This is a genomic window from Paenibacillus sp. FSL H3-0333 (genome assembly GCF_038002805.1).
Lineage (GTDB): Bacteria > Bacillota > Bacilli > Paenibacillales > Paenibacillaceae > Paenibacillus_AQ > Paenibacillus_AQ silagei.
In genome coordinates this window covers 2268173-2281099 of the sequence record NZ_JBBODG010000001.1, presented here as the reverse complement: position 1 = coordinate 2281099, position 12927 = coordinate 2268173, and the positions used below count along the sequence as shown (strand labels likewise).

General features: G+C 57.4%; 5 protein-coding genes. 2 read left to right on the top strand and 3 right to left on the bottom strand.

What is annotated here, in order from left to right:
• Positions 1-28: 28 nt before the first annotated feature.
• Positions 29-1609 carry an extracellular solute-binding protein gene (locus tag MHH78_RS10180; RefSeq protein ID WP_341167320.1) on the bottom strand — a complete coding sequence of 527 codons (1581 nt, stop codon included), beginning with the start codon at positions 1607-1609 and terminating at the stop codon, positions 29-31.
• Between the two features lie 84 nt (positions 1610-1693).
• On the opposite strand from MHH78_RS10180, the gene MHH78_RS10175 reads away from it, so the two are divergent.
• A complete protein-coding gene (locus MHH78_RS10175) occupies positions 1694-3442 on the top strand; it encodes a sensor histidine kinase (protein ID WP_341167319.1) in 1749 nt (582 codons plus the stop codon).
• Positions 3420-5027, top strand: coding sequence for a response regulator (locus MHH78_RS10170; RefSeq protein WP_341167318.1), 1608 nt, complete (start codon positions 3420-3422; stop codon positions 5025-5027). Before MHH78_RS10175 ends, MHH78_RS10170 begins: the two co-directional genes overlap by 23 nt.
• Before the next feature lie 5 nt (positions 5028-5032).
• Here the strand turns inward: MHH78_RS10170 and MHH78_RS10165 are convergent, their stop codons facing one another.
• Both MHH78_RS10165 and MHH78_RS10160 read right to left on the bottom strand, forming a co-directional pair.
• Positions 5033-8005 (bottom strand): GH36-type glycosyl hydrolase domain-containing protein, encoded by a 2973-nt coding sequence (locus MHH78_RS10165; protein WP_341167317.1) that lies wholly within the window; start codon positions 8003-8005, stop codon positions 5033-5035.
• Positions 8006-8213: 208 nt separating this feature from the next.
• A complete protein-coding gene (locus tag MHH78_RS10160) occupies positions 8214-12761 on the bottom strand; it encodes a carbohydrate binding domain-containing protein (RefSeq protein WP_341167316.1) in 4548 nt (1515 codons plus the stop codon).
• Between the last annotated feature and the right edge of the window lie 166 nt (positions 12762-12927).

Genomic DNA, 12927 nt, shown 5'->3' with positions numbered 1-12927 from the left:
TAGAGGCGGTTTCTTGTCCCTGCGGTATTTAGCGGCTGCTGCGGTCCCAGGCATTGACTTCCAAGGTTTCGGTAAGTCCGCCGTAGGTGTTCCACTTGTGCACGAATTCGTCGAATTCTTCAAGCGGGCTGTCCGCGAAGATGATTTTGATGAAGCTTTTCTGCTCCAGCTTCTTCAGCAGCTCGCCGTCACGCTTCATCGTCGCTGTCGGAGGTCCCGTGAACTGCTCCTTACGGGAAGCTTCCTTCTGGCCCAGCAGCACAGGGGCAATGTCCTTCGGAATCTCCCGGATGACCCCGGAGGGAATCCGGGCCCCGTCGAAGGTTAGCGTGTACGAGGCTACCCGGATGCCGCCCAGCGGCAGCGCCGAAGATTGGGCGCTCGGCTGGCCGCCCGCCCTGGACCAGTCATAGCCCTCCGCAAGGCCATGGGCGAACTCGCCGGTCGAGGTAGCGTATGAATCGAACAAATAATTCTGATACGTAAAAAAGATTTCAGGGTGCTTCATCTGCTTATTAATCAGAATGGCACCATTGACAGGCAGGGTCCCTCTTCTCATGGTGAGCCCACCTGGCCCCGAAGGGATGGCAATTGCCCGGACACGCGCCTCTGCGTCACTCTTGGTCAAGGAGGACAAGGGCCAGCCGCGCATCCAGTAGGGACCGGCAATGATGCCCGCCTTGCCGGAGATGAACTGGTTCGCCGCCCCCTCCTCATCCAGCCAGGCACTGTCAGCGCTTAGATAACCGCGCTGTACCCATTGCTTCATGAGCGCCACAGCCTTCCTGGCCCCGGGCTGGATGGAGCCGTATTCCAGGGTGCCGTCACTCCGGCGGTTCCACTGCTCAGGAACCGTACCGTAGGCGCCGAACACCCAGCTGCTGTCTCCCATCCAGGTGCTGGGACCGTTGCGGAATCCGACCGACAGGCCGTAGGTATCCTTGATCCCGTTGCCGTCCGGGTCCTGGTTGACGAAGGCATCCATGACCTGCTCCAGCTCATCCAGCGTCTTCGGGGCTTTCAGATGCAGCTTGTCCAGCCAATCCTGGCGGATCCAGAGCAGAGGATCAGAGTTATATTCATAATCCATAATGGGAATGGCATACCTGTGTGCGCCGCGCATGAAGGGGTTCCATGCGGAAGCATCCTCGGCAACAGCCTTCTTCCACACCTCGGACGCATGCTGCTCGAACAGGTCACCGACTTCCATGAATTGCCCTGAATCAATCAGCTCCTGGATAATAGCGGCATCTCTGGTCGTTACGATGTCGGGCATATTGCCTTTGGCCAGCTCCAGCCTCAGCTTGTTGGCGTAAGTCTCTGAGGTCCCGGAGATCGTCCAGAGATAACGGATGCGGATGCCAAGCCGCTTCTCGGCCCAGGCCGTATGTACGTTATGCTCCAGGCTCTCCCCTTTGATAAAGTTCAGATTGGGGTTCACGGAGCCTACGGTATACAGGTCTACCGGAGGATCATATTTGCCTTCCTTAACATCGAAGTAAGGGGCTGTACTCTGCGGTGAAGCGGGCGGCTGACTATATTCGGTGCTGCCCCAGGAGCAGCCCGACAACATCAGGAGCAGCAGAAACAGCGGTGAACGGACTTTCATGTAACCACCTGCTTTTCGTAGAGTTCATAATCTTATGATACACTTCTCCATATTACAGCAAATGTCTTGCAAAGGATGATCTTTATGGTGGCATGGCGTCCCAACCTGTTCATTAAAATGGTGGCAATCCTGCTCTCGCTGATTGCCGCCACACTCTTATTCTACGGATCATCCTACCGTAAGGATGTCGGAGTCATTACAAGTCAGATCAAAACCACCGACCTGAACCATCTGGAATTTCTGACCCAGCAGATGGATAACAACATCAACCAGCTGGCGGGCAGCATGTATGCCCTGCAGAGAGATCCCACCATCCGCGATTATGAGCAGATTACGCAGCTGGGCCATCTTATTGATCCCGCCCAGACGATTATGACGGTGCTGGAGAAGCTGTCCCTCCAGACCAGCTCCAGTACGTGGGAGAACCGGATTGTCTTGTACAAGCCCTTCAGCGGAGAAACCTTGGGCTCGGACTCTTCGCTGTCCTTCGATGTCTCTGTCCTGCACAAGCCGCTCCCGGCGGGCTGGGAGTATATCTCGGCGGACAGGGCCGGCGCGGAGGCAGGCTTCCGGCTGCTCTTATCGGACCCTGCCCAGGCAACAAGCCGGCCGCGCGAGGCCCAGCTGCTGATGTCCATGTATTTACCGGTCTCCAATATTGAACGGATGTTCGATGCCTACCAGTCGCAGAACACGGGGGACACCTTCCTTTACCATCCGTCATTCGGCGTCATCCTCTCGCGGAGTTCGGACCGGCAGATGGCGGAGCAAGTCACCGCGGCACTGAATATCACGGCCGGGAAGAGTACCTCCGGCATCTTCGATCTTAAGCAGGGCAGCTTCCTGGTCAGCTCGGTGCCCTCCTCGGCCATCGACTGGCAGGTTGTGCATTATTCACCGCTGAAGGAGATTCTTGAGCCGATCCGCAGCAGCCGCTCTTCCTTCCTGACAGGATCGGCTATCCTGCTGGTGATGAGCCTGCTTTTCTCCTTGCAGCTCTACCGCCAGGTGCAGCGTCCGGTGAGCCTTCTGCTGCGTTCGCTCAACCGGATGAAGGAAGGGCGCTGGTCTACCCGTATCCATACCCGGACCAACCCGGAGTTCACGCTGCTTAATGAAGAATTTAATGACATGGCCGAGAAAATTCAGTCGCTGATCGAGCAGGTCTATCTGGAGCAGCTCCGGGCCAAGGATGCCCATCTGAAGCAGCTCCAATCACAGATCAATCCGCATTTCCTGTACAACTGCCTGTTCTTCATCAAGAGCAAGGCCGCCATAGGAGATACCGAGTCCGTCGAGGCGATGGCACTTAGCTTAGGCGAATATTACCGCTATATCACCAGGGTCGATCATTCCCTCACCACCCTTCAGGATGAGCTGAAGCTGCTGGAGAATTACCTGAAGATCCAGAACCTGCGGAAGCAGCGTATCAGCTACGAGATGGATATGGAGAGCGGGCTGCTCGACCTGCACATTCCGCGGCTGCTGATTCAGCCTCTGGTAGAGAATAGTATCATTCATGGCATTGAGCGAAAAATCGGCCCGGGCTCCATCCGGATCACCGGCCGCCATACCCGGGAAGCCGTTCTCATTAGCGTTGAGGACAACGGCGCCGGTATGACAGAGGAAGCCATTGCCGCGCTTCAGGCGCGTATCAACGAAGCTACGCGTGAGGATGGAGGCTGCGGGCTATGGAATGTCCAGCAGCGTCTCCAATTACATTACGGCGAGGCTTCCGGCCTGATCATTGCCCCTTCACCGGAAGGCGGTCTAATAACAACGCTCCGTATGGAGAAGAAAGAGGAACCTGATGCACCAAATTCTATTGGTTGACGATGAACCCTATGTGGTCGATGATCTGTCCATTTCAATTCCCTGGGCAGAGATGGGCTTCGGACAGGTCCACAAAGCTTATTCCGGGTATGAGGCACTGGAGCTGCTCCAGCGTTATCCCATCGATATTGTAGTCACAGATATCAATATGCCGGAGCTGTCCGGCACCGAGCTGATTGCCGCCATCCGCAAGCGCTGGAAGCATATCCGGGTGGTGATGCTGACCGGCTATGCGGAGTTTGAATATGCCCGCAAGGCTATTGAGGAGCAGGCCAGCGCCTATCTGCTCAAGCCGATAGCCAATGACCAGCTGATCGCTGTCATCGGGAAGCTGCAGGAGAAGCTGCGCAGTGACTGGGAGGCCTGGTCCTCCCACCAACGGACGATGCAGACCTTCCGCGAGCATCTGCCCATCCTGCGGGACCGCCTGCTCGGGGAGCTGCTGCAGGGACGGAAGCTGCCCGGGCCGCAGCTTCAGGAGCGGCTGAACCAGTTCGACCTGCCGTTCAGGACCGGACAGCCGGTCTGTCTGGCCATCGTCCGCCCCGAGGAATTCTTCCGGCGCCAGGATATGCATAGCATGCTGCTGTTTGAATATGCAATCATTAATATCGCCCAGGAGCTGTTCCAGGACCGGTTCCTGATCTGGTCCTGCAAGGATGTGCATGACTATCTCGTATTCCTGCTGCAGCCCAGGGAGGATCTTGAACACGGCGGCAATCCGGGAAATGAGGTGGCCCAGGCTGCCTATCAGCTGCAGAATCATGTCAGTACCCTGATGGGAGGCGGCCTGTCCGTGGTGACCACCGGCTGGGGAGACTTCCCGGATCAGGTCTACACTCTCTATCAATCCGCCATCTCAGCCATCCGCCAGCATATCGGCAGCGAGACCGGCATCTATCTTGATACTACGGATAACAACAGCACCCAGCCCGTGGAGATTCTCCAGCCCCTATATGAGCCTCCGCTGCTGTTCCACATGTTCGAAGCGAACAACTGGCACGGTATTGAAGACAAGCTGAATGCTATCGTATCGGAGCTGCTCCACAGTCCCGAGCGGTCACTGGAGCATATCCAGGAAGCCCGTCTGCACTTGGAGACGGCCTTCTATTACTTCGCCCACAAGAATAACAAGCTGCTGAGCGAGATTGTCGGTAATCCGCTGCTGGAGCAGGCTCCCTTTCAGACGCCGGACAAGCTGCGGGAATGGGCCATGAAGGTTATCCTTTTGCTGAGAGAGTATACGGATTCCGAACGGCGGAACAGCCGGACCGTGCTGATCCGCAAGGTGCATGAATATATCAACCACAATCTGCACTACGTCTCCCTACAGGCCATCGCCGACCATGTCCAGATGCATCCGGTCTATCTCTCCAAAATGTACAAGCTGGAGACCGGCAAGCGGATCAGCGACTATATCAGTCAGGTAAAGATGGAAAAAGCGGCGTATCTGCTTATCCATACGCCGCTCAAAATTTATGAAGTTTCCTCGGAGCTCGGGTACTCCAATGCCCATTATTTCATTAAGCTCTTCAAGGAATATGCGGGGATGACCCCGCATGAATACCGTGACCGGGCCCTGTAATTCCGTCAGCCTGCGAAGGTAAGCTCTACCTCATGGGCGAAGCCGTCATCTACGGCCGGTACCAAGCCGTCCTCCAGTACCCGGCCGTCCAGCATCAGGCGGGTTGCCCCATCCTGCATGCGGTGGAAGCCCTCCGGCTTACGGACCTGAATCCGGTAGGAGGAGCTGCCAAGCTTCAAGGTGTAGGTAAGCTCCGTCTGCTCTTCCCGCAGCACCGGACTCAGGGCTATGCCCTGCTCCGTATATTCAATACCCAGCGCTTCCATCAGCGAGAGGGTGAGCCAGGTCGAGGTGCCGCTAAGCATCGGACCGATGTTCTCACCAGTCTCGCTGTTGTTGTATTGGGTGCAGAACCGCGGATTCCCGCAGACGGCAAACGGATCATCCATCGTCTTGAACGGCATAATCCGGTCCAGCAGCCAGTAACCCAGGCGGCAGAGCTCTGCTGCCAGATCCGGGCTGGATACTTCCTTGGCCCCCTTGAACATAGCCGCAGCAGCCATCATGCAGGCATGCTTGAATACGCCGCCGTTCTCACGGTCACCCGGGAAGTATTCATCCGATGCCGTGTGCGTGGATACCCGGCCCAGCGCTACCGGCGAGACCAGCTTCATGCCGTAAGGCGTCATCAGATGCGCCTTCAGGGTGTCCAGCATCACCGCGATCTGCTCCTCATCCGCACAACCCGCCAGAATGCTCCAGCTGAACGAATTCAGGAAGTACGAGCCGTCTTTCGCCGGATCGGAGGACATCCCGTCCCCGGCAGCGCCGAGATACGTATATTCTCCGTTCGCATAGCGGTTGAACAGCACACGGGCGAAGAAATCCCCCTTCCAAGCATGCTCCTGGATGCGTTGACGCAGCTTGGCTCCGAAGCCGGTCAGCTCATCTGCATACGCCTGCTCGCCTTTGCGGGCGGCCAGGGCGGACAATTCATCGACCGCCACCTTCAGCAGGAAGGCATTCATGACGCTCTCGGAATAATCACTCTCCAGCGAATCCCCGAAGACACCGCCGGCCTCCAGCTGCTTCCGGTAGAGTGCTTCCTTGGCCGGGCCGTTCAGGTAGGTGTCATCGAGCTTCAGACAATCGTTCCAGTCTGCGAAGTCGAGCAGCGGCAGGCCGTGGCGTCCGATCGAGATCTGTCCGGAATAGACAATAATGGCCTTTAGGGTCTCGAATACCGGCCGTTCTGTGTCCGTGCCTGCTACCGGACAAGACTCATCGAGGAACTCCGAATCTCCGGTCAGCATGACATAACGGTAGACAGCCTGGATCAGCCATAGCGCATCATCGGACCATTTGCCCGGCTCTTTGCCGGCCCAGAAGAAATTGTGATACGCATACCCCAGCTCGAAGACCATGCTGGTCCATTCTTTCAGCAGGCTCTTGACGAGTCCGCCCCGGCCCATCCCGACGAAATAATACATCGAGGCATACATATCCTGAATTTCACGGAAGCCGATCTCCCGGTAGCCCTTCTGGGTCTGACAGAAGGAACGGGAGACAAAACTCTGGTAGAGCACCTGAAAAGGCAGATTACGGTTCACGAACTGGTCGAAATTCTCGTCCCCCGAGGATACCTGCAGGAACCTGGAGTAATTCCGCACGAACTTCAGGGATTGCGCCAAGGCTTCTTCCGCCGAGCTGCGGCTTGTGAAGCGGGCGATCAGCGCACCTACCTCTTCCTCCAGTACCGTATCGCTCCAGGATGCACCGCTCTTGTCGGAGACAAGGCCCGTCAGCTGGTCAACTGCTGCCGTGGCTCCGGCAGCAACCTGGATCTCCCCCGCTACCGCGAAGAATCCCGGCCCCTTGCGGTGCAGAATGCTGCTTAGCTTCAGCGCGCCGGATGGGCGGTGAAGCGAGCCGGTGCCGACGAACTCATTGTAGCTGACACAATATTCGCGCGGCAGCACCGGTCCGTCTTCCCCGTGGATGATCATCGTGTGGAAGCGCAGATCATGACGCCCGCCTTCCGGGTAGTAGTCAGGGCTGATTGCAGCCACGGCACCATCAGCGTCCTGCAATACGCCGCCTTGCATAATAACATTGCTATACAGCACATCCTCGAACAGAGCGCCCGGTGCTGCCGAACCGAACATGCCCGTGTACACCAGACGAAGCTGGCGGCTGCTCTCTCCATGGTTCGTAATCGTAACGCGCTGCATCTCGGTCGCCAGCGGCAGACCCTCAGCATGCGGCAGAATGAAGATGGTGCGCGTAATCTCAAGTCCGCCGGACAGGCGGTACGTGATGATGGTTACATTCTGTGAATGGCGGCAGACTGCCGATTCAATGCCTTCTCCGCCCGGATCCGCGGAATAGAAGATCTGCTTCCCGTCCTCGAACAGATAGAATTGACGGTTGGCCGGGAAGCCGTTCTCCTCCTGGCGCATATCCCAGCGGGTCGCCAGCACCTGGGTAGCCGCATGGGAACGGAAGCTGCCGCCGCCAAGGCGGTCTACCACGCTCTTCGGTGTGGTCTGGAGCGGATGAGGGAACTCCAGCCGGTTGCCCAGCAGCAGATTGACCGCGAAGTGCGGACCCGGAACGGGGGAACGCAGGTCAATGACATGCTCGCCTTCAGCGTTAAGGGCACCAGCCCAGCCCAGTGCAACCTGAAGCTGCGCCAGTGCCGCGCCTGCAGCCGCCTCCGGTATAGCTATTGCCTGTTCCTGTCTTCCGGCATGGCGGATACGCAGGGATAGTTCCGTAGCTGTATCATTCACGGTGAACAGCGCGGATGCGCCAGCCTCCTTCGGCAGCAGCGCTGCCACCTCCGGGAGCTTCAACAGCTCCTGAATGACAGGCAGCCGGAGCGGAAGGCCCGCTACGCCAACAGCCCCGATGCACCTGGAATCCGTGAAGACGGCGCTTAGCTGGCTGCCCTCGTCTATCCGGTCTGCGAATGCCTGTCTCAGGATATCCTCAGGTGAAGCAGCCGCTGCTCTTGCGGTATTGAATTTCAGCATCATGAATGGTTCTCCTCTTTTCCTGTTTGCTATTGGATGATACTCATTCCCTGTTATGTATACTTATTGGGCCGAAGAATTGGGGAAGGTTCTGGACAAGCATGAAGAACGGTTGCCCGTTCTCCATGTAATGATTATAGAAGTGTATGCGGCCAGTCTAAATACCAAATCGTAAGCCTGAATAACAAAATCCAAAGCATGTTCAAGGTGCTTAAGGTGCAACTGCTGTCCCGTTATTCGTGAGCACAATATCATCCACATCCACCGTCAGATGCCCGGCGCCGCCATCCTTGATATCCCCCAGCTCGAAGGAAATGCGGCCGATGGAGGTGCTGCCTCCGGCAACATCGAATTCTACGGTATATTCCTGATATTCGCCGCCCAGATCCACAATTTTGCTCTTATACCCGTGCCAGTTGTAATTGTCCACTACATCCAGCCAGCCGATGCTGATATTCATTTTGCGTTCAGCCGATGCCTTGGCCTTGAAGGTAAGTGTATAATGATTGCCTTCGTTGTAAGCGACTCCCTCATAAAAGACCTGCCGGTCCCAGGTGTTCGTGCCGGTGGAGCCCACCTTGATCTGCAGCGCTCCATCCACATTGTCAATGGCTAACTCCCCGTTGTCGGAGGAGTAGCTGCTCCAGCCCTTAAGCGGCTCTGAGAAGTCCCCGTTCGGAATCAGATTCTCCCCGTAAGCCTCACCGTCCAGCACCGGGCTTACCTGAAGCAAGGAGATATGGCTCAGGTTGACCGTGTGCGCTCCCAGCTCTTCGGTGATCTTGCCCAGACTGAACTGGAGCACCGCTGCAGGATCGGTTGCCGGGGCAGTGAACAGATATTCATAGTGTCCGCCGTCTTGGCTGAGTCTCAGCTCCTGTTCCAGATAAGGAGTCCAGTTGCCATCGTCAGTCCCGTCATGCTGAACCAGCGCTTTAATATCCCGGCCTACCGAAGCATCCGCATCGAAGCGCAGCAGATATTTCTTGCCCTGCTCTACCGGGATGCCCGCTTGCTTCACCTGTACATGCCAAGCCTCCGTTCCAGTTCCTCCGAGGCTAACCTGCAATTCTCCATACACAGCCTTCATTACAGTGCTCTTGCCCGGGTCATTGTCATCCCAGTCCTTCTTGTATAGCGTCCAGTTGTCGGTGGAAGCGTCCTTGAAGCTGCCGTTCACCACCAGCTCGCGGGACAGATCCAGCCAGGCCAGATTGTAGCCGCTGCCGCCAAGACGGATGTAATAGCTTCCCGCAGGCAGCGTAAGCGGGGCTCCAATGATCGCCCGGTAGGACTGAAGGCCTCCGGTATCGCCAACTGCCATGCTGTAGACAGATTCCGTCACCACCTTCTGCTTGCCGGCATCCAGCATTGACAGCGTTAGCTCCGAATCCGCGCGCACACTGGATACACGGGTTACCGGAACAATGCTGCCTGCCTGAGACAGTACCACTTTGTATTCCACATAGTCGCCCTTATCCATGTCCGTAATATCCTTGCCGCCTTCGCCGCTCGGAATCAGGCCGGTTCCTGAGGCTCTCCAGAACTGGTCTCCGCGCAGATGCAGGTAGTTCGTGAGCACTGGCGGATCAGTCATCCGCACTAGACGCACATTGTCAAGCTCGGTCTGTCCCGCAGCCGCGCCCAGAAGGAAGGATAACGCAGCTTCCGTGCCGGACCCGCCGGACAGCTCAATTTCTGCTGTATAGCTCTTCCACTCCGGTGTCAGAGTGAAGGTGGTTCCGTCAGGATAGACCGTCTGTCCGCCGCTGCTTGCCAGCTTAATGCCAAGCGGCTGCGCCTCGGCCGATCTCGCATCGAAGGCAAGCTGGTAGACGGCTGCCGCAGACACAGGAATTCCTGCCTGGGTCAGCATCACATCCTCCGGCGATCCTCCGGCCTTTTGCACGTCTGCCCGGAACTCCCGCTTCATCATCGGCAGGGCAAGTGTATTGGTTACACTGGCCTTCGCCGCTGCTTCTGAGCCCTGCTTAACGGCAAAGCTCCAATATCCGAGCCGTGCTTCTCCCAGATCGAAGCCTCCGTTATAGATCAGGTTGCCGTCAGCAAGCGGAGTACGCACTACCGGCGGCGCCTCTGTCTCTACCACTCTTACATTCGCGAAGTAAGCAGAAATGTTGTTCAGACCCAGGTTGAACTCAAAGCGGGCATTATTGTCTGAAGCCTTCGCCATCGTAAAGCTGTACTCGTACGGCTGCCAGTCCGGTGTAAGCTGGAAATTCCGCTCCCCGGAGTAAGCCGTCCATCCGCCGCCGAATTCGGTCAGCTTGCTCATCAGCGGCCGCGCTGCATCCGCTTTGGCATCGAAGGTTACCTTGTAGGCTTTGCCCCGCTCCAGCAGCAGCGGCTTCTGCGCAAGCTGAATGGAATAATTTTGTTTGCCAGCCTCATGGACGGCAACCTTCACCGCCTTGCCCTTATCCTGATCATCAATGACGGAGGCTGTTCCGCTCCCGCCCTCATTCTCAATTAATTCCCAATATTCCGGCTGACCCTGGGCTGCTACAGTACCCTTGAAGTCCCCGTTGTAGATCTGGTTCCCGTCTGCCAGGGCAGGACGCTGCGGGGCCGAATGCCCCGGATCGATCGGCCGCTTGCCTGTTACATCCGGCCATTGATCCAGGTTCTTGTACTTGTAGACCCTTACATAGTCCACATACATCTTATCCGACTTGAAGTCGGCCTTCGGATCGCCCGGCCAGTCGCCGCCCACGGCCAGATTCAGAATCATATAGAACGGCCGGTCAAACGGAGCAGGGTACGTATAGTAATCCGGCTGGCCTTTGGCCATCGTTCCCCAGTCACTCGTCTCAAAATACATTTCATCGTCCACATAATACCGGATCAGGCCCGGAAGCCATTCCAGCGTGAAGTCGTGATAATCATCCGCGAAGGTCTGGCCCTCCGGCAGTACATAGGTTTTGGTCTGGGACGCGTGCGGAATGTCGTAGTGAATCGAGCCATGGACCGTTCTTGGATAAAGATCCGCCTCTGCCTTGCCGGCAACCGGTCCCGTCAATTCCATAATGTCCATCTCGCCGCTTCCCGGCCAAGGTCCATACTGCGTCTCGTCATCGATTGGCATCATCCAGATGGCTGGCCACATGCCCTGCTGAACCGGCAGCTTGGCCCGCACGGTGAATTTGCCGTAGGTCCAGTCGCCCTTCATCTTCGAGGTCAGCTTGGCTGAAGTATAATTTTTCCCGCCGTAAGCCTGCTTCCGGGCTTCCAGCTCCAGTACGCTCTGCCCGCTCTCTGTCGTAAGGGAAGCGTTGTCCGGGTGATAATATTCCAGCTCGTTATTGTACACCGTGCCGGTATCCTGTACATTCCATTTGCCCTCATCAATGGCCTGGCCGTCGAATTCGTCATTCCAGACCAGCTCCCATGGATTGTTCTGGGTTGGCGGAGTCGGGGCCGGTGTTGGGGTTGGCGTGGCAGCAGGCACCGCTGTCGGCACCGGCGTCGCTGGTGAAGATGTTGAGGTTGGCACTGGTGTGTCACCGCCGCCATTTCCGCCGCCCGCTTGGGCTGGGGCAGCAGTAGCCTTGGCACTTGCCTGCGCTGTAGCTCCCGTGCCGGACAAGTCCCGGAGCGTCTCGCCGGTCTTGAGCGCCTGGCCGTTGAGCAGCACACGGTCCGCCTTGTTCTCAAGCCGGCCGATCTGCCCACGGCTCACGATCTCTGAACCTGCAGCGCCTGCGCCGATGAGCACAGTCTCTGCGCGTGAGCCCGCTCCGATCTCCACCTTCGCCGGCTTAAGCAATTCGATGCGCGCTGCGGTGCTGCCGTCCTCCAGTACCATCCTTACCAGGGTGGTAAGCTTATTCAGCTTGATCTGTCCCAGGGTAGATTGGCGGAACACCACCGAATGGTCGCCCCCTCCTGAGATATGTGCCGTTCCCTGCACCTTGATGTCTGAGAAGGCAGCTTCCCCTGCTCCGGCTGTTACGTAGAGATTGCCGCTGACGGTTCCGTCTTCGAGCTGTACATTCGCCCGGTTGACAATCACATTGCCGGACACCGCTCCAAGCTTCTGGCTTCCCTCGCCGGAGCTGATCCACCCGACCATCCGGCTCAGCAGCTCGGCCAGCTCGGCCCGGGTCATCTGCGCCTGCGGATTCAGCTTGCCGTCTGCATCGCCGCGCAGGTAACCGGCGTCCAGCATCGCACTCACGGCTTCCCGGGCATAGCTGCTGACCGCTGCCGCATCAGACTGCGCAGCCAGCGCACCCGGGGAGCCCGCCTCCAGCGTGAACGCCCGGCTCAGCATGGTTACAGCTTCCTGGCGGGTGACAGCCGCTCCCGGCTGGAACCGGCCGTCCGCGTAGCCTTGAATAACGCCTGCGGCATTCACGCGGCTTACATCCTTGCCATACCAGGAAGAAGCGCTTACATCACTGAATACAGCGCTGCCCGAATCCGCATAACGGAACACGCGGCTGATGATGGCGGCCATCTCTGCCCGTGAGACCGCTTGTCCCGGTCTGAATTGTCCTGCCTCGTCCCCTTGCAGAATTCCTGCGGCTGACAACCTGTTCACTGCAGCCGACGCCCAGTGCTGCTTCATATCGGTGAACCCTGCCCCCCGGGCTGCATCTGCCTGTCCTGTACTTGCAGACAGCCTGTCTGCGTCTTTCCCGTTATCTGCCTGCGCTATTCCTGTAGTTCCCGGAAGCTGAATCCCTGACAGCAGCAATCCGGCTATCAGAAGCTTGGATATTCCTTTGCGGTACATCTGAACATTCCCCCTCGTGTAGAACCTTGTTGAATTCTGGCCCTGTGCCAGTCGATTTCAGTATAGGGTCCGTGTCCCGGAGACGACATACCAATTCCTTAGCCCGCATAACAAAGATGCAACTTTCGTAGTGTTGTTTTCCCCATTGTTCTTGGAGACAGCAAAA